Here is a 16910-nt window from a genome sequence, read left to right as displayed (position 1 = left end):
AAGTAAATTTGACGAATCCTGGTCAATAAACAGACTAACCTTGTCTTTGTTTGTGCTTTGGTTCAGAACAAAGAACGCGTATAACGCCTTTACGCTTAACCACTTTACAATTACGACAAATCTTTTTTACGGATGCACGTACTTTCATTTTATACTCCGTTAACTAAAATAGCCCGGCCTAACGACCGTGACCTTTCAAGTTTGCTTTTTTAAGTACATTGTCATATTGATGAGACATCATATGTGTTTGTACTTGTGCCATAAAGTCCATAATCACAACCACGATAATCAATAATGATGTACCGCCAAAATAGAACTGAACGTCCCATGCTATGATCATAAACTGTGGAACCAAACAGACAAAGGTAATATACAACGCGCCCGCTAGGGTTAAACGAGTCATTACTTTATCTATATATTTGGACGTTTGTTCACCCGGACGAATCCCTGGTATGAACGCACCTGACTTTTTCAAGTTATCTGCTGTTTCACGCGGATTGAAAACCAATGCCGTGTAAAAGAAACAGAAAAATATAATTGCTGCTGCTAACATTAATACATACAAAGGTTGCCCTGGCGACATCGCCTGAGATACACCTTGTAAGAAATCAGCTACAGGGCCTTCACCTTGTCCAAACCAGCTCGCAAGCGTGCCAGGGAACAAAATAAGGCTAGAGGCGAAAATTGGTGGGATTACACCCGCCATATTCACTTTCAATGGTAAATGCGTGCTTTGCGCCGCAAAAACCTTACGGCCCTGCTGACGTTTAGCATAGTTAACAACAATACGTCGTTGACCACGCTCTACAAACACTACTAAGAAAGTCACTGCAAATACCACAGCGCCAATAAGCAATAATACTAATAAGTGCAATTCACCTTGACGCGCCATCTCAGCTGTTTGACCAACAGCCGATGGCATGCCAGCAACAATACCTGCAAATATAATGATTGAAATACCATTACCAATACCACGTTCAGTAATTTGCTCACCTAACCACATTAAAAACATGGTACCAGTAACCAAACTAACTACTGCAGTAAAATAGAAACTAAAACCAGCATTAATTACTAGTCCTTGCATCATATCCGGTAAACTTCTTGCAATCGCTATCGACTGTACTGTTGCTAGAACTAATGTGCCGTAGCGTGTGTATTGGCTGATTTTACGACGTCCAGCTTCACCTTCTTTCTTAAGCTCTGCAAACTTTGGACTAACCACAGTTAACAGTTGCATAATAATTGAAGCCGAGATGTACGGCATAATACCTAATGCCAATACCGAGGCTCGCTCAAGTGCACCACCAGAGAACATGTTAAACATTTCTACAATGGTGCCCTTTTGTTGTTCAAAGAACTGAGCTAATACAGCGGCGTCAATACCAGGGATTGGTACAAATGATCCTAAGCGTAGCACTACTAATGCAATGAATACGAACCATAATCTTTGTTTAAGCTCAGACAAACCGCCTGCGCCTTTGCTTCCCTTTTGAGAAGCGTCCATTCCTGGTGTAGCCATAATCTGTATTATTCCTCGATGTTACCACCGGCAGCTTCAATAGCTACACGAGCACCTTTAGTTACGCCTAAACCGCGAACAGTGATCTTACGAGTAATCTCGCCAGACAGCATAATTTTTGCTGTTTCAATGTTACGGTTGATTAGACCAGCATCTTTTAACGCGTGAATATCAACAACATCACCTTTGATAAGGTTTAATTCATGTAAACGAACTTCAGCGCGAACTAAAGATTTACGTGAAGTAAAACCAAATTTAGGTAAACGTTGTTTCAATGGCATTTGTCCACCTTCGAAACCAGGACGTACACTACCGCCAGAACGTGACTTCTGACCTTTGTGACCACGACCACCAGTTTTTCCGATACCTGAACCAATACCACGACCACAGCGCTTTTTAGTTTTATTAGATCCCGGTGCAGGGGATAAAGTATTTAAATGCATTATTAATCCTCCACCTTAATCATGTAAATAACCTTGTTAATCATACCACGTACAGATGGAGTATCTTCTAACTCAACTGTATGATTGATACGACGTAGACCAAGGCCTTTTAATGTAGCTCTATGCTTCGGTAAACGACCGATAGAACTTTTTATTTGAGTTACTTTAACTGTTTTAGCCATGTTCAATTACCCCAAAATGTCTGCAACGCTTTTGCCGCGTTTAGCTGCCATGCTTTCTGGCGAATGCATATTCGTCAAAGCAGAAACAGTAGCACGAACTACGTTGATTGGGTTAGTAGAGCCGTATGCTTTTGACAATACGTTCTGAACGCCTGCAACTTCAAGTACTGCACGCATCGCGCCACCGGCGATGATACCTGTACCTTCAGAAGCTGGTTGCATGTAAACTTTAGAGCCAGAGTGCTTGCCAATAATGACATGCTGAAGAGTAGTACCCTTCAGGTCAACGTTTACTATGTTACGGTGTGCTTTTTCCATTGCTTTTTGGATTGCAGCAGGCACTTCACGTGCTTTACCGTAGCCAAAACCAACACGACCATTACCGTCACCAACTACTGTTAGTGCAGTGAAACTGAAAATACGACCACCTTTAACCACTTTAGATACGCGGTTAACTGCGATTAGCTTTTCAGCCATATCACTTTGTTGTGAGTTTTCTTGATTATGATTAGCCATTATCAACCCCTAGAACTGAAGACCAGCTTCGCGAGCTGCTTCTGCTAATGCTTTAACGCGACCATGATAAAGGAAACCAGAGCGATCAAAAGCTATCTTAGAGATACCTTTTGCTACAGCACGTTCAGCGATTGCTTTACCTACTGCAGTTGCTGCTGCAACATTACCTGTGTTTTCAACTTGTGCACTAACTTCTTTGTCTAAAGTTGACGCAGATGCGATAACCTCAGAGCCAGTTGGCGCGATCAATTGAGCGTAAATGTGACGAGGAGTACGGAATATAACTAAACGATTCGCACCCAACTCGCTAATTTTTGCGCGTGCGCGTTTAGCGCGGCGCAAACGAGATGTTTTCTTATCCATAGTATTACCCTACTTCTTCTTAGCTTCTTTACGACGAACGTGTTCATCAGAATAACGTACACCTTTACCTTTATAAGGCTCTGGCTTACGGTATGCACGAATGTTCGCTGCGGTTTGACCAACTAAATGCTTATCACAACCTTTCAGTATGATTTCAGTTTGGCTAGGAGTTTCAACAGTAATTCCATCAGGAATTGCGTGATTGATTGGGTGTGAAAAACCTAATGATAAATCTACAGATTTACCAGCGGCTTTTGCACGGTAACCAACACCCTGTAAAACCAATTTCTTTTCAAAACCTTTACTAACACCTTCAACCATATTATTGATTAAAGCGCGAGCAGTACCGGCTTGTGCCCATGCATTTCTTTCATCACATGCGATGTTAGTAATGATTTGGTTCTCTTCTTGAGAAACCGCAACAAAACTATGAATCGTACGTGATAATTCACCTACTGGACCTTTAACTGTGATATTTTGACCTGATAACGTAACGGTAACGCCAGCAGGAACATCGACAGGTGCTTTTGCAACACGAGACATATTATTCTCCTTACTCTACGAAACCAAGAACTTCACCGCCAATACCCGCAGAGCGAGCAGCACGATCCGTCATCAAACCTTTAGAAGTCGAAATTATCGCAATACCCATTCCTGCAAGAACTTTAGGAAGTTCATTACAGTTTTTGTATACACGAAGACCAGGACGTGAAACACGTTTGATCACTTCAATTACTTCTTTACCTTCAAAATACTTCAACGTTACAGCTAATTCTGGTTTAACATCACCAGTAACTGAATAATCTGAAATATAGCCTTCTTCTTTAAGTAAGTTAGCAATTGCAACTTTAACTTTTGAAGATGGCATTTTTACTGCAACTTTTGCTGCAGATTGACCGTTGCGGATGCGTGTAAACATGTCCGCGATAGGATCAGTCATCATAACCATTTACTCCCGTGAATTACCAACTAGCTTTCTTAAGACCTGGAACTTCACCACGCATCATAGTTTCGCGTAATTTAATACGGCTTAAACCAAATTTGCGTAAGTAACCATGTGGACGTCCAGTAACATTACAACGATTACGTTGACGGCTACTTGATGAATCACGAGGTAAACTTTGAAGTTTCAATACAGCATCCCAGCGTTCTTCTTCAGAAGAATTAACACCAGAGATGATTGCTTTTAACGCAGCACGCTTTTCAGCGTATTGTGCTACTAACTTAGTTCTTTTATCTTCACGAGCTTTCATTGACGATTTAGCCATAACTCTACACCTTCTTCTTGAACGGGAAGTTGAAGGCAGACAATAATGCATGTCCTTCTTCGTTATCTTTCGCGCTAGTAGTAATAGTGATATCTAATCCGCGAATTTTATCAATTTTATCATAATTGATTTCAGGGAAGATGATTTGCTCACGAACGCCCATGCTGTAATTACCACGACCATCAAATGACTTAGGGTTTAAGCCACGGAAGTCACGGATACGAGGAATAGAAATAGAGATTAAACGCTCTAAAAATTCCCACATACGCTCGCCGCGTAGAGTTACTTTTGTGCCTATAGGATAGCCTTCACGAATTTTGAAGCCCGCAACTGATTTGCGTGCTACTGTCGTGACCGGCTTTTGACCTGAGATTGCAGTAAGATCATTCGTGGCGTGTTCTAGCACTTTCTTATCAGAAATTGCCTCACCAACACCCATGTTAAGGGTGATCTTTTCAATCCGAGGGACTTGCATGACACTTTTATAACCGAACTTCGCTTGAAGGTCAGCTACAACTGTATCTTTATAAAAATCATGCAGTTTCGCCATCGTTTACTCCAATTAAATTAATTCGTTATCAGATTTAAAGAAACGTACTTTTTTGCCGTCTTCAAATCTAAAACCAACGCGGTCAGCCTTGCCCGATTTAGGGTTAAGGATAGCTACGTTAGATACTTGTAAAGGTGCTTCTTTTTCAATAATCCCACCAGGCTGCTGTAACTGAGGTACAGGCTTAGTGTGTTTTTTGATTAAGTTTACGCCTTCTACGAATACTTTGCCGCTTTCAACAAGAACTTTAGTAACTTTACCAGTTTTGCCCTTGTCTTTACCTGCAAGTATAACTACTTCATCATCACGACGAATCTTAGATGCCATTATCGTGACTCCTTATAGTACTTCTGGTGCTAATGATACGATCTTCATAAATTTTTCATTACGAAGTTCACGTGTCACTGGCCCAAAAATACGAGTACCAATTGGTTGTAAGCTTGCATTAAGCATTACAGCCGCGTTTTCATCGAAACGGATAGCAGAACCATCTGTACGACGAACACCTTTCTTAGTGCGCACCACTACCGCAGTGTGAACATCACCTTTTTTTACTTTACCGCGAGGACTTGCTTCCTTTACGGCAACTTTGATGATATCACCAATGCGTGCATAGCGACGGTGCGAGCCACCAAGAACCTTTATACATTGAACACGCTTAGCGCCACTGTTATCAGCAACATTAAGCTGTGATTGCATTTGGATCATTGATTTTTGCTCCGCTGTTATCTTTTAACCCACTTACTTCCCAATATATAGAAAAATAAATATAAATCATTAAGATAAATTAAAATTCAAGGCCAGAAATTTGACCCGTCACTGCCTAAAAAGACTTCCCAAACACATTAAAGCACTGACAGAAGTCAAACACTCAAAGTTAATGGGCGCGAGATTATACCACCGCTAATTACAAAGTGATAGTTTAATTAACTAAAAAATGAACAATATTATTATAGTTTATTTATTTGCCCTGAATTTATAGGTTATTAAATAAAAAATTATGTTTATTAAGCTGTAATAGTTATTGACGAACACCTGTAAAACTTGCTAATAATGCTTGCGCAAAAAAGAAGTACTATATATAACACATTAAGTTCGACGCTTTTCATAAAGTTAAATTCAAACTTTTTTGATAAACAACATATTGATAAATAAGGTTAATAATTTTATTTTTGCTTTTATTAATCGAAAACATTGATTTTCATCATGTGTGATACAATATAGACCTGATATTTTAAGTCTATATTAAATAAGTTACATCATTGATATTGGCAATTACAACCAAGAATAAATGTTAAATGGTGTTACAGCCAAACAACCTTGGTCTTTGTAGTATTAGGAGATTCAGCATGCCAACAGGTAAAAATAAAGCATTAGGTATTTTAGCATTAGCAGGCGTAGAGCCATACCAAGAAAAAGCTAATGAAGAATATATGGGTGAGCCCCAAAAAGTACATTTTAAAAAGATTTTAGATGCGTGGCGTGTACAATTACGTGAAGAAGTAGACCGTACCGTAACTCACATGCAAGATGAAGCCGCAAACTTCCCTGATCCGGTTGATAGAGCAGCACAAGAAGAAGAGTTTAGTCTAGAATTACGTACTCGAGATCGTGAACGTAAACTCATTAAGAAAATTGAGAAAACGTTACAGTTAATAGAAGAAGATGAGTTTGGCTTCTGTAAGTCTTGTGGTATTGATATCGGTATTCGCCGTTTAGAAGCAAGACCTACTGCTGATCTTTGCATAGAATGTAAAACTCTAGCAGAAATAAAAGAACGTCAAATGGCTGGCTAAGCCATTCGTTTTGCAAGCTTTACAGAAAAACCCTCAAGATATAAAGCGACCATCGTTATTATCGCAAGATAGTTATCGTGGTCGTTTTGCTCCTTCACCTTCTGGCTTATTACACTTTGGTTCATTGATCGCCGCATTAGCAAGTTTTTTAGATGCTAAAGCATCCGTTGACTCAAACGGTAATCCAGGTAAATGGTTAGTTCGAATAGAAGACATCGATCCTCCCCGAGAAAAAGTTGGCGCTAGTACCGCGATTTTAAAAACGCTAGAAGCATTTGGCTTACATTGGGATGAAGATATTCTCTACCAAAGCCAACAAACTGACCGATATAAGCATATTTTAAATGAACTACAGCAACAACACCTAAGTTATTATTGTCAATGCACACGAAATGAAATTAAAAAGCTTGGTGGTATATATCAAGGACATTGTCGTCCCCTAAACAATGCAAAAGAAAATAGTGCTACTCGCCTTATTAATCAATATGGTTTGTATCAATTTAAAGATATTTTTCAGGGTAATATATCTTGTGATAAAAGATTGGCTGAAGAAGACTTCATAATACACCGAAAAGATAATCTATTTGCTTACCAACTTGCAGTTGTTCACGATGATATTTACCAAAATATAAGTCATGTTATTCGAGGCTGTGATTTACTTGAGCCGACAGCGAGGCAACTAACCTTGTATGCCACACTTAATAAAAAACCGCCTCAATACGGGCATATACCACTGGCTATAACTAAGCAAGGCTTTAAACTTAGCAAGCAAAATAAAGCCACAGCTATTGATAATAATAATCCTCAACCAGCATTAATCGCTGCACTAAATTTTTTAGGACAAATTCCTGATCCGGATTTAACTCATGAACAAGTCCCTAACATTATCAATTGGGCAATTAAACACTGGAATAGAGAAAAAGTAGCTAAGGTCAAAGCAATAAACATTGACCTTAGCGACAATGACGAATAATTATCAACTGATACAACGAATATTTACCTTAATAAAAACATGGACTCATATATGAATTTTGACTTTTCAGCTTTCAGCGCAAACCAACGCTATCATTTAATGACACAAACCATCATTCCTCGCCCGATTGCGTGGGCCTTAACTGATTCAGGTAATGGTTCATTTAATCTAGCGCCATTTTCTTACTTTACTGCAGTATCTAGTGCACCTCCTATTTTAATGTTATCAGTAGGTAAAAAACCTAATGGCGATGATAAAGATACTTTAACTAACATTATTAAAAATAAAAAAGTCGTGATTCACATTGCTTCAGAACAACATGCTAGCTTAGTTACACAAACCGCACAAACATTAGCGCATGGTGAATCGGAGCTTACTGATGCAGGAATAAAAACTACTGAGTTTGCTAATTTTTCCCTACCAAGAATTGCACAATGCGACATTGCTTACGGTTGTGAGTTATATGAAATAAAACCGTTAGGTGATGTACCACAAAGCTTAATTTTTGTTGAAGTTAAGCAAGTCTATATTAATGATAACGTCGTTGATGTTGATGAAAAGCAACGAATCAAAGTACATGCCGATAAAGTTCAGCCATTAGCTCGTCTTGGTGGTGCTGAATACGCAACGATTAATAATCCTTTTGAGATTAGTAGACCCAAATAATATTAATGTAGTAATTGATATAGCGATAATAAATATCTAAGTGCTACCTTATTACCTATGCCTTTGGCATTAATATTATCACTTAAGGTAGCATTGATATGATAGTTAAAGCAGTTGTAAATAAAAAACAGCTGCTTTTTCATTCTCTTTGTTACAAGTTTGTTATATCATTACATGTATCTAACAAGATAATTTTTCATATACTTCCTACTCTTAATAAAAGGTTTGCGATTATCAAACGCGTCATTAATTTATGTAAAAAGGTTTTTACTAAAAATACCAGTAAAAAAGCTATCGTTAACAATCACGTCACAACACTCGAACAACCCATTGTACTTACACGTGATCAACATCCAGTATCTCGCCAATTAATTAGCCCAAATGCGCTTAAAGTATTATATCGGCTAAACAAAGGCGGTTTTGATGCTTATCTTGTTGGTGGTGGTGTTCGCGATATTTTATTGGGTCAAAAACCTAAAGACTTTGATATTGCAACCAATGCTACGCCTGACGAAATTAAAGGCTTATTTAGAAACTGTCGTTTAATAGGTCGCCGGTTTCGACTAGCGCATATTGTTTTTGGTCGAGAAATCATTGAGGTCGCCACCTTTCGAGGGCACCACGACAGTGAAGGTCAAAAAGGAAAGGACAGTACCAAAACCTCGAAACAAAACGATGATGGTATGTTATTACGTGACAATATTTACGGCACCATTGATGAAGATGCTGAACGTAGAGATTTCACCATCAACGCACTTTATTACTCATCTAAAGATTTTAAAGTCTTAGATTTCGCGAATGGTGTAAAAGATGTAGAAGACAAAGTTATCCGTTTAATTGGCGATCCAGAAACTCGTTACAGAGAAGATCCAGTACGCATGCTTCGTGCTATCCGTTTTGCCACTAAGCTAGATATGAAAATAGCTAAAGAAACTCAGCAACCAATTACAGAGCTGGCACCATTAATGGCAAATATTCCTGCTGCTAGAATGTTTGAAGAGTTTTTAAAAATGTTTATTTCGGGCAAAGCCGTTGCTAACTATAAACAATTACGTAAATACCAATTATTTGGTTTTTTCTTTCCTGCAGTTAATCTAGCATTAGATAATCACTCAGAAGGCAATAGCGAGCAACTAGAACGCTTCATTATTCAAGCAATGACAAATACAGATAACCGTATTAATAATGATCAACGTGTAACACCTGCATTTTTATTTGCAGCCATGCTTTGGTATTCATTACAGAACTATATTCGTCAGATAAATGCTAATCGCCAATTATCACCTCAAGATGCATTTTTTGCTGCTTTAAGCGAAATAATGCCTGAGCAGCAGCAAAGCATCGCTATTCCTAAGCGTTTTCAAAGTGTCATGAAAGACATCTGGATTTTACAAGAGAAATTAGAACGTCGAGAAGGTAAAAAAGCATTCAAAACTTTTGAACACCCTAAGTTTAGAGCAGGATACGACTTTCTCTTGTTACGTGCTGAAGTTGAAAAAGACAATGGGCACCTAACCGAGTTATCAAAATGGTGGACTGACTTTCAAAATGTTAGTCATGAAGCTCAAGAACAAATGGTTAAAGGAATCAAAAGCTCACCAGGAGCGAAAAGACGTACGCCAAGAAAACGACGTAAACCGACTAACCAAGCTACTGTTGACTAATAATACTCATGACAACGACATCAACTATTGCTTATATTGGCTTAGGTAGTAATTTATCTGAGCCAATAGAACAAGTTAAAAATGCAATTAAAGCAATTAGAAAAATAACACAAAGCAGTATTCTTTCGGTTTCTTCTTTATACCTTAGTAAACCGATGGGCCCTCAAGATCAAGATAACTATATTAATGCTGTTTTAAGCCTTGAAACGTCACTATCGCCTATTGAATTATTAGACGCTTTACAAGCTATTGAAAATGAATTTGGCAGAGTACGTAAAGAAAACCGTTGGGGTGCCCGCATTTTAGATCTAGACATCCTGTTATTTGGCAATCAAGTTATCAATTCTGAACGCTTAGTCATACCTCACTATGGTATGACCGAACGTGAATTTGTTTTAATACCATTAGCTGAAATTTCCCCTTTATTACAATTACCTAATGGCCAAAACATATCTTCTCTAAGTCAAAACATTTCTGTCAATTCAATGATAAAACTAAGCGAATACTAGCGGATCATTGCAGTTGAAAAATATTTGTGCGAAAGTAGCGCGATTGAGTCAAGGCTCAGCTTAACTAACAACCCAAACCAATTAACTCAACAGATGAATTGAGAACTATATGGCTAAAATAACCACATCTACCTTGTTAAAAATGAAACAACAAGGCGAAAAAATTTCAACTATCACCGCTTATGATGCAAGTTTTGCTCAGCTTTTCGATCAAGCAGGTATTCACGCTATCTTAATTGGCGATTCATTGGGCATGGTCCTTCAAGGACGAGATGATACTCTGCCTGTCACTATTGACCACATGGTTTACCATACTGAATGTGTTAAACGAGGTGCAGAAAATACACTTATTATTGGTGATATGCCTTTTATGACCTACGCCACCACAGAGCAAGCATTAACCAATGCAACAAAGTTAATGCAAGCTGGCGCTAGTATGGTAAAAATGGAAGGTGGCACTTGGTTAGCCAGCACTATAAAAGCTTTAGTTGAACGTGGTATTCCTGTTTGTGCTCATTTAGGCTTAACACCACAATCTGTCAATGTTTTTGGTGGCTTTAAAGTACAAGGTCGTAGTGATGAACACGCAAAGATAATGATTGAAGACGCTTTGGCGCTTGAAGCCGCGGGTGCACAATTATTAGTACTAGAATGCATCCCTGCCCCACTTGGCAAAGCCATTTCTGCAGCTGTATCAATTCCCACTATTGGTATTGGAGCAGGTAAAGATACCGATGGACAAATATTAGTTATGCATGATGCTTTAGGTATTTCTTGTAGTTATATGCCTAAATTCTCTCGAAATTTCATCAAAGAAACTGGCGATATTAAAAAAGCGATTGAGCTTTATATCAGCGAAGTATCTAATGGAAATTTTCCAGGTGAAGAACATATTTTTAAATAACTAGTCGATATAGACAGGTATCAAAGCGAAAGAATTACAATCCAAATGTTGGCGTAATTCAAAATTTCCATACTGATATTTAAGAGAATACCATGAACACTGTTGAAAATATTAAAGATTTAAGAGAACAAGTCAAAGCGTGGCGCATGCAAGGTTTAACGATAGCATTTGTACCAACAATGGGGAATTTGCATGACGGCCACCTAGCTTTAGTAAAAGCCGCTCATAAACATGCTGACAAAGTCATTGTTAGTATTTTTGTTAATCCTATGCAGTTTGGTTTAAGTGAGGATATTGATAATTATCCTAGAACTTTGGCACAAGATAAAGAAAGCTTACTCAAAGTAAACACTGACTTATTGTTCACACCTACAGCTGATGTTATTTATCCTAAAGGTTTTGGTGAAAATAGCTATGTAGAAGTCCCTAATATCTCAGATTTATATTGTGGTGCCAGCCGTCCAGGACATTTCCGTGGCGTAGCCACCGTTGTTTGTAAGCTGTTTAATTTAGTCCAACCTGATGTTGCCTGTTTTGGCTCTAAAGATTATCAACAACTGCAAGTGATTCAAACAATGGTTGAAGATTTATCTATGCCAGTTGACATTATTCCTGTGGAAATAATTCGTGAGAAGTCTGGTCTAGCAATGAGTTCACGCAATGGTTACCTAACACCAGAAGAGCTCATAATAGCACCGGTATTATACAAAACCTTATTATGGTTAAGCGAAGCATTACAAGCCGGACATCAAGCTAGAGACTATGCCGTATTGCTAATGCAAGCAAGTGAAAAACTTGATAAAGCTGGCTTAAAAACTGACTATATTAATTTATGTCATGCACAAACATTAGCACCAGCCTCACCAAACGATAAAAATATTGTTATTTTAGCTGCGGCCTATTTAGGTAAAGCAAGACTAATTGATAATTTACCGGTTAAACTATCATAAAAAAACTACAATCATTTACAGTAACAAGACAACCGATATCAGCTCATCAATATCAAGCCAGAGATTAGTTGTCTTTTACTAAATCAAATAATTTAGGTAATAATATTTCACTTTCTTGCGCCAATTTGCATTGCTCTGCAAGAATATCACGTAAATTGCTTTTTCTTGTTAATGGGTTAGCTAGGACAACACGGAAAACAATCACTTTTTCGCCGCCATAACGAGCGACTTGAATACGCGTTCTCGACACAAAGGAGTGACCATCTTCACGTTGACGTTTTTGAATAAACTGTGTCAGCTCACCTAAAATAACATTAATTTCTTTCTGCTTAGTTTCATCAACTTGAGATAGCAAAAGCTGTACTGATTTAGGTACATAACGATAAGTTAATAAACATAATTCTGGTTTTGTAATCAATTCGAAGTCATCATGCTGATGAATAATCTCAGCAAAATATTCTGCTTTTTCAATGGCCTGATTGATCAACATTTCATAGCCTGGTCGACTAATAATATGTAAGCTTGAATAAACAAGCATCGCCATTCCTGCCCGAGAGCCTTCTAAGGTGTGACTACCTAAATCTTTTGAACCTTTTCGTAAAATATACTCCGCATGATGTTCGATTTCTTCAACAGATGAAGGATCTTTAAATAACACCATCCCTACTCCCATAGGTACATACATTTGCTTATGCGCATCAATCGTAACTGAATCAGCATGTTCAATACCAGCAAGGATATGTCGATGTTTATTCGATAATAAGGTTGCGCCACCCCACGCGGCATCCACATGAAAATAGCATCCGTGTTGTTTAGCAATTGCAGCCATTTCATTTAAAGGATCTACATTACCAGTTTCAGTTGTGCCCGCAATACCAACGATGGCTAGTACTTTAATATTCAGCTTCTGTAGTTCTTCGCATTTTTCTGCTAGTTTTTGACAATTTATTTTATTATTTTCATCAGTTTCAATGGCAATAACGCTATCTTGCCCAATACCGAGTATATCGGCCGACTTTTTCAAAGAATAATGACCACGTTCTGAGACAAGAATAACTAAACCTTGATAGCCATAATGTTGTAGGCCTGCAAATAAGCCTGAACGAGTAATTCCTTTAAAACTACCCTCAGCCTTAAGTAACTTATTACGAGCGACCCAGAGTGCTGTAATATTAGCAACAGTACCACCAGAGCAAAAAGCGCCTAGCGAATGTTCTGCGCTATGCATCCAAGCTTGATAAAAGCTTTCACTTTCTTTGTACACTAAATTGTGCATCATACCGACGACTTGTCGCTCTAACGGCGTGAAGGCTTTAGATGTTTCTACTTTTACTAAGTTCTGATTAAGACCCACCATCAACTTAGATAAAGGTAAAATAAAAGAAGGTAAAGCTGAAGTCATATGACCGATAAAAGTCGGACTAGCAGTATGAACTGATTGTGACACTAACTTATCTAATAAGTGGTGCATATGATCAGAAACGAACTCTGGCTGCTCAGGAATAAGCGGGCAGACAAAATCTTGCTCAATATCCGTTAACGCATTTTTACTCGCCACTATATGGTTATTCAAAAAGCCGAGCAGGTTTTGAGATATTTCTTGCTCAATGCGCCCTAAAGTAGAATCGGGTTTCTCCGCAAGGGTAAAAATCCGATGTAAGGCTGCTGGTGTAGCTTGGGCGGTACGCTTGGGCGTCGTAGTCATACGAGTTCATTCAAAAGTATAGATATTTAAGTGGTGAACTTTAATAAAAAAATGGCTAAATGTCTTCTTTTTTCTGAATAATGCAAAGCAGCAGTAGCGATTACCAGTTAACTAATTAATGTACTCACATAAATTAATCCAACCTGTACCAACATAACTAACATCGTTATTATCATTAAGATTTTATTTTTCATCGCTTTCATCATCACTTCCTTAAAATGCCTTTATATTCATAAGAGCAATCAATTGTTATGCCATAAAAATAAGTGATTGATTTAAAAAGAATTATGGATATTATGATTATCTACTACATAAAATAATAGTGAAAAAAGCCATAAAATAGTTATTTTAATACTTAACGAGTAAAAGATAATTGCCAGCAAATTTGACCACTTGCTTGATATTTAGCTTCAAATGGAGTCAATGGTTGCTCATCTATTTCCAAAGCAGAAATATCTCCAATTAAGTCCACATGATTAGCTGCTTGTTGGAACTCTTCTAAATATAATCGCCAATTACTACGTAAAATAATTTCTTTACCAAGGCTAATCAAGGTTGGAAATACCGCACTACCATGCCAACGGCGTTGCAAATGCTTTGATTTTGGCCAAGGATTAGGATACAAAATATAATGTTTACTGATAGGCCAATTAGCCACTTTCACCAAACGATAGAAATCATTTAAATCAGCTCTTACCAACTGAAAGTTCTCTGCTTGATAGCCATTTATAGCATCAAACCCCTTAACATTACGCTCTATACGACTCGATGACTTATCGACGCCAATCACTAATGCATCAGGATTTAATGATGCAAGTAGACGCGTACTTTGTCCAACACCACAACAAGAATCAAGAATCACTTTGCCATCAGGATTACCTTCAATATAAGCTTTAACTCGTTCATTAATATCATCAAAGGCTTTTTGAGTATGAACTTGATACGGTTTTTGAAAAGGATGAGTCAAATGCCTTTGCACCACTTCATCAAGCTTTTCATGTATACCACTTTGATTAGTGGTAATCGCTTTAGAGTCACCAGCAAGCTCATCTATTTTTGTATTTTCTTTCATAATAATAACTATGCTCTTTAACTTCTTAAGCCTATACCTTTATTAATTAACGTCATTGCAATAGCAAATAAAGTAACGATAAAAAAACCGATGACCATAAAAGCGGTACCTATGCTCACATCAGTAACACCTAAAAATCCATATCTAAAAGCATTTACCATATAAACAATGGGGTTAACTTGAGAAACACCTTGCCAAAATTCAGGCAGTAAACTAATGGAATAAAACACACCGCCAAGATATGTCAACGGCGTTAAAATAAAAGTTGGAATAATCGAAATATCATCAAACGTTCTAGCAAAAATAGCATTAATTAAGCCGCCTAAAGCAAAGGTTGCCGATGTTAGCGTAACCGTTGCAACAATTACCCACACATTGTGAATTTGTATATCAACAAATAATAATGATACTAAGGTAACAATTAAGCCAACCAAAATGCCACGAGCCATGCCGCCGCCAACATATCCAGCAACAATAACCCAATTAGGTACAGGAGCGACTAACATTTCTTCAACATTACGCTGCCATTTAGCACTAAAAAAAGATGATGCTACATTCGAATATGAGTTTGTAATGACACTCATCATAATCAAGCCTGGTACAATAAATGACATATAATCAACGCCGCCCATATCACCTATACGAGATCCTATAAGCGAACCAAAAATAATAAAATAAAGGCTAATGGTGATTGCTGGTGGTACTAAAGTTTGTACCCAAATACGCATAAAGCGTTGAGTTTCTTTATTCAAAATGCTTTTTAAGGCAATAGAGTTGTTCATGTTATTTAGCCTCTTTCTTGGTGCTATTATTCGTAATTAAGTTAACAAATAAAGCTTCTAATCGATTACTCTTATTGCGCATACTTAATACTTCCACATTTTGAGCAGATAATTGCTCAAAAACTGAATTCAACGTTTGTTTTTTCTGTAAATCAATTTCTAACGTACTATCATCAATCCTGCGAGAGCTAATACCGTTAAGGGCAATCTCACTTTTAAAGGGGAGTAAATCTAACACAAAGGTTTCACCATCTAATTGTGCTAACAAGCTTTTCATACTGGTATTTTCAACAATTTTTCCACCATCAATAATCGCGATATTACGGCACAAACTTTCGGCTTCTTCCAAATAATGAGTCGTTAAAATAATCGTAATGCCTTGCTCATTAAGTTGCTGCAAGAAATCCCACATGCCTCGACGAATTTCTATATCTACACCAGCGGTTGGCTCATCTAAGATCAGCATTTGTGGCTCATGCATTAAAGCACGAACAATCATCAATCGTCGTTTCATACCGCCAGATAACTCACGCCCAGCAGAGTTACGTTTATCCCATAATTCTAATTGCTTCAAATATTTTTCAGCACGAACTAAAGCCGTTTTTTTATCAACACCATAATAACCTGCTTGGTTAACTAAAATATTAATAAGTGGCTCAAACTGGTTAAAATTAAATTCTTGCGGTACTAAGCCAATAAATGACTTTGCTTTTTCTAGGTCGGTATCTATATCATACCCATATACTTTTACTTGGCCTTGAGTTTTATTCACCAAAGAAGTGATCACACCTATGGTGGTAGATTTACCAGCACCATTAGGGCCAAGTAGTGCAAAAAAATCGCCTTGTTTAACCGTTAAATCAATCCCTTTTAACGCTTGAAAACCGCCTTTATAGGTTTTTACAAGGGAGCTTATTTGCAAAGCATTAGTTTCTACTGCATTGGTCATGGTAATACCTTAAGGATTAATGATGAAACGTAAATAGATAAAGACACTAAATATGGTGTTAATAATCGTAAATTCAACCGTGGCATAAATCTATTAGAA

Annotated in this window: 23 protein-coding genes; 7 read left to right on the top strand and 16 right to left on the bottom strand. The window is 37.7% G+C overall.

What is annotated here, in order from left to right:
• Positions 1 to 34: 34 nt before the first annotated feature.
• From rpmJ to rplN, 12 genes are read right to left on the bottom strand one after another with little or no spacing between them, the layout of a single operon-like run.
• Positions 35 to 148: a 50S ribosomal protein L36 gene (gene rpmJ, locus KO509_RS10110; protein WP_130603190.1), complete on the bottom strand. Its 114-nt coding sequence runs from the start codon at positions 146 to 148 to the stop codon at positions 35 to 37.
• 30 nt (positions 149 to 178) lie between these two features.
• Complete coding sequence (gene secY / locus KO509_RS10105; protein WP_215973157.1) at positions 179 to 1519, bottom strand: preprotein translocase subunit SecY; 1341 nt, start codon at positions 1517 to 1519, stop codon at positions 179 to 181.
• Positions 1520 to 1527: 8 nt separating this feature from the next.
• Positions 1528 to 1962: a 50S ribosomal protein L15 gene (rplO, locus tag KO509_RS10100; RefSeq protein WP_215973156.1), complete on the bottom strand. Its 435-nt coding sequence runs from the start codon at positions 1960 to 1962 to the stop codon at positions 1528 to 1530.
• Between the two features lie 2 nt (positions 1963 to 1964).
• Positions 1965 to 2144: a 50S ribosomal protein L30 gene (gene rpmD, locus KO509_RS10095; protein WP_215973155.1), complete on the bottom strand. Its 180-nt coding sequence runs from the start codon at positions 2142 to 2144 to the stop codon at positions 1965 to 1967.
• Positions 2145 to 2150: 6 nt separating this feature from the next.
• The gene (gene rpsE, locus KO509_RS10090) at positions 2151 to 2660 is read right to left on the bottom strand and encodes a 30S ribosomal protein S5 (RefSeq protein ID WP_215973154.1); all 510 of its coding nucleotides are present in this window, start codon (positions 2658 to 2660) and stop codon (positions 2151 to 2153) included.
• Between the two features lie 9 nt (positions 2661 to 2669).
• The gene (gene rplR / locus KO509_RS10085; RefSeq protein WP_215973153.1) at positions 2670 to 3023 is read right to left on the bottom strand and encodes a 50S ribosomal protein L18; all 354 of its coding nucleotides are present in this window, start codon (positions 3021 to 3023) and stop codon (positions 2670 to 2672) included.
• Between the two features lie 9 nt (positions 3024 to 3032).
• Positions 3033 to 3566, bottom strand: a complete 534-nt coding sequence (gene rplF / locus KO509_RS10080) for a 50S ribosomal protein L6 (protein ID WP_215973152.1) — start codon at positions 3564 to 3566, stop codon at positions 3033 to 3035.
• A gap of 10 nt (positions 3567 to 3576) precedes the next feature.
• Positions 3577 to 3972, bottom strand: a complete 396-nt coding sequence (gene rpsH / locus KO509_RS10075) for a 30S ribosomal protein S8 (RefSeq protein ID WP_215973151.1) — start codon at positions 3970 to 3972, stop codon at positions 3577 to 3579.
• Positions 3973 to 3985: 13 nt separating this feature from the next.
• Positions 3986 to 4291 (bottom strand): 30S ribosomal protein S14, encoded by a 306-nt coding sequence (gene rpsN, locus KO509_RS10070; RefSeq protein ID WP_215973150.1) that lies wholly within the window; start codon positions 4289 to 4291, stop codon positions 3986 to 3988.
• A 4-nt stretch (positions 4292 to 4295) separates the two neighbouring features.
• The gene (gene rplE / locus KO509_RS10065; protein ID WP_215973149.1) at positions 4296 to 4841 is read right to left on the bottom strand and encodes a 50S ribosomal protein L5; all 546 of its coding nucleotides are present in this window, start codon (positions 4839 to 4841) and stop codon (positions 4296 to 4298) included.
• A gap of 12 nt (positions 4842 to 4853) precedes the next feature.
• Positions 4854 to 5168: a 50S ribosomal protein L24 gene (gene rplX, locus KO509_RS10060; protein WP_159817697.1), complete on the bottom strand. Its 315-nt coding sequence runs from the start codon at positions 5166 to 5168 to the stop codon at positions 4854 to 4856.
• Positions 5169 to 5180: 12 nt separating this feature from the next.
• Entirely contained in the window at positions 5181 to 5549 is a 369-nt protein-coding gene (gene rplN / locus KO509_RS10055; RefSeq protein WP_159817695.1) for a 50S ribosomal protein L14, read from the bottom strand.
• Between the two features lie 641 nt (positions 5550 to 6190).
• On the opposite strand from rplN, the gene dksA reads away from it, so the two are divergent.
• The 7 genes from dksA (at position 6191) to panC (ending at position 12303) form a co-directional block, all read left to right on the top strand.
• Entirely contained in the window at positions 6191 to 6637 is a 447-nt protein-coding gene (gene dksA, locus KO509_RS10050) for an RNA polymerase-binding protein DksA (protein WP_159817693.1), read from the top strand.
• 10 nt (positions 6638 to 6647) lie between these two features.
• Complete coding sequence (gluQRS, locus tag KO509_RS10045) at positions 6648 to 7610, top strand: tRNA glutamyl-Q(34) synthetase GluQRS (RefSeq protein ID WP_215973148.1); 963 nt, start codon at positions 6648 to 6650, stop codon at positions 7608 to 7610.
• Positions 7611 to 7661: 51 nt separating this feature from the next.
• Positions 7662 to 8276 carry a flavin reductase family protein gene (locus tag KO509_RS10040; RefSeq protein WP_215973147.1) on the top strand — a complete coding sequence of 205 codons (615 nt, stop codon included), beginning with the start codon at positions 7662 to 7664 and terminating at the stop codon, positions 8274 to 8276.
• Between the two features lie 98 nt (positions 8277 to 8374).
• Entirely contained in the window at positions 8375 to 9940 is a 1566-nt protein-coding gene (gene pcnB / locus KO509_RS10035) for a polynucleotide adenylyltransferase PcnB (protein ID WP_215973146.1), read from the top strand.
• Positions 9941 to 9948: 8 nt separating this feature from the next.
• Positions 9949 to 10449, top strand: coding sequence for a 2-amino-4-hydroxy-6-hydroxymethyldihydropteridine diphosphokinase (folK, locus tag KO509_RS10030; protein ID WP_215973145.1), 501 nt, complete (start codon positions 9949 to 9951; stop codon positions 10447 to 10449).
• A gap of 109 nt (positions 10450 to 10558) precedes the next feature.
• Entirely contained in the window at positions 10559 to 11353 is a 795-nt protein-coding gene (gene panB, locus KO509_RS10025; protein ID WP_215973144.1) for a 3-methyl-2-oxobutanoate hydroxymethyltransferase, read from the top strand.
• Positions 11354 to 11445: 92 nt separating this feature from the next.
• Complete coding sequence (gene panC, locus KO509_RS10020) at positions 11446 to 12303, top strand: pantoate--beta-alanine ligase (protein WP_215973143.1); 858 nt, start codon at positions 11446 to 11448, stop codon at positions 12301 to 12303.
• 64 nt (positions 12304 to 12367) lie between these two features.
• Here the strand turns inward: panC and panP are convergent, their stop codons facing one another.
• From panP to KO509_RS10000, 4 genes are all read right to left on the bottom strand, one after another.
• Positions 12368 to 14008 carry a pyridoxal-dependent aspartate 1-decarboxylase PanP gene (gene panP, locus KO509_RS10015; RefSeq protein WP_215973142.1) on the bottom strand — a complete coding sequence of 547 codons (1641 nt, stop codon included), beginning with the start codon at positions 14006 to 14008 and terminating at the stop codon, positions 12368 to 12370.
• Between the two features lie 355 nt (positions 14009 to 14363).
• Positions 14364 to 15080 carry an SAM-dependent methyltransferase gene (locus tag KO509_RS10010; RefSeq protein ID WP_215973141.1) on the bottom strand — a complete coding sequence of 239 codons (717 nt, stop codon included), beginning with the start codon at positions 15078 to 15080 and terminating at the stop codon, positions 14364 to 14366.
• Positions 15081 to 15097: 17 nt separating this feature from the next.
• Complete coding sequence (locus KO509_RS10005) at positions 15098 to 15862, bottom strand: ABC transporter permease (RefSeq protein ID WP_215973140.1); 765 nt, start codon at positions 15860 to 15862, stop codon at positions 15098 to 15100.
• A 1-nt stretch (position 15863) separates the two neighbouring features.
• On the bottom strand, positions 15864 to 16811 hold the full coding sequence (locus KO509_RS10000) for an ABC transporter ATP-binding protein (RefSeq protein WP_215973139.1): 948 nt from the start codon (positions 16809 to 16811) through the stop codon (positions 15864 to 15866).
• Between the last annotated feature and the right edge of the window lie 99 nt (positions 16812 to 16910).

The sequence above is a fragment of the Colwellia sp. C2M11 genome (genome assembly GCF_018860915.1).
In the GTDB taxonomy this organism is placed as follows: Bacteria; Pseudomonadota; Gammaproteobacteria; order Enterobacterales; family Alteromonadaceae; genus Colwellia.
Note: the sequence above shows the minus strand (reverse complement) of the source record. Positions and strands in the feature narration are given on the sequence as shown.

Coding starts and splice junctions, on each gene's coding strand:
- rpmJ (WP_130603190.1), bottom strand. CDS start 148: ATGAAAGTACGTGCATCCGTAAAAAAGATTTGTCGTAATTGTAAAGTG.
- secY (WP_215973157.1), bottom strand. CDS start 1,519: ATGGCTACACCAGGAATGGACGCTTCTCAAAAGGGAAGCAAAGGCGCA.
- rplO (WP_215973156.1), bottom strand. CDS start 1,962: ATGCATTTAAATACTTTATCCCCTGCACCGGGATCTAATAAAACTAAA.
- rpmD (WP_215973155.1), bottom strand. CDS start 2,144: ATGGCTAAAACAGTTAAAGTAACTCAAATAAAAAGTTCTATCGGTCGT.
- rpsE (WP_215973154.1), bottom strand. CDS start 2,660: ATGGCTAATCATAATCAAGAAAACTCACAACAAAGTGATATGGCTGAA.
- rplR (WP_215973153.1), bottom strand. CDS start 3,023: ATGGATAAGAAAACATCTCGTTTGCGCCGCGCTAAACGCGCACGCGCA.
- rplF (WP_215973152.1), bottom strand. CDS start 3,566: ATGTCTCGTGTTGCAAAAGCACCTGTCGATGTTCCTGCTGGCGTTACC.
- rpsH (WP_215973151.1), bottom strand. CDS start 3,972: ATGGTTATGATGACTGATCCTATCGCGGACATGTTTACACGCATCCGC.
- rpsN (WP_215973150.1), bottom strand. CDS start 4,291: ATGGCTAAATCGTCAATGAAAGCTCGTGAAGATAAAAGAACTAAGTTA.
- rplE (WP_215973149.1), bottom strand. CDS start 4,841: ATGGCGAAACTGCATGATTTTTATAAAGATACAGTTGTAGCTGACCTT.
- rplX (WP_159817697.1), bottom strand. CDS start 5,168: ATGGCATCTAAGATTCGTCGTGATGATGAAGTAGTTATACTTGCAGGT.
- rplN (WP_159817695.1), bottom strand. CDS start 5,549: ATGATCCAAATGCAATCACAGCTTAATGTTGCTGATAACAGTGGCGCT.
- dksA (WP_159817693.1), top strand. CDS start 6,191: ATGCCAACAGGTAAAAATAAAGCATTAGGTATTTTAGCATTAGCAGGC.
- KO509_RS10040 (WP_215973147.1), top strand. CDS start 7,662: ATGAATTTTGACTTTTCAGCTTTCAGCGCAAACCAACGCTATCATTTA.
- pcnB (WP_215973146.1), top strand. CDS start 8,375: ATGATAGTTAAAGCAGTTGTAAATAAAAAACAGCTGCTTTTTCATTCT.
- folK (WP_215973145.1), top strand. CDS start 9,949: ATGACAACGACATCAACTATTGCTTATATTGGCTTAGGTAGTAATTTA.
- panB (WP_215973144.1), top strand. CDS start 10,559: ATGGCTAAAATAACCACATCTACCTTGTTAAAAATGAAACAACAAGGC.
- panC (WP_215973143.1), top strand. CDS start 11,446: ATGAACACTGTTGAAAATATTAAAGATTTAAGAGAACAAGTCAAAGCG.
- panP (WP_215973142.1), bottom strand. CDS start 14,008: ATGACTACGACGCCCAAGCGTACCGCCCAAGCTACACCAGCAGCCTTA.
- KO509_RS10010 (WP_215973141.1), bottom strand. CDS start 15,080: ATGAAAGAAAATACAAAAATAGATGAGCTTGCTGGTGACTCTAAAGCG.
- KO509_RS10005 (WP_215973140.1), bottom strand. CDS start 15,862: ATGAACAACTCTATTGCCTTAAAAAGCATTTTGAATAAAGAAACTCAA.
- KO509_RS10000 (WP_215973139.1), bottom strand. CDS start 16,811: ATGACCAATGCAGTAGAAACTAATGCTTTGCAAATAAGCTCCCTTGTA.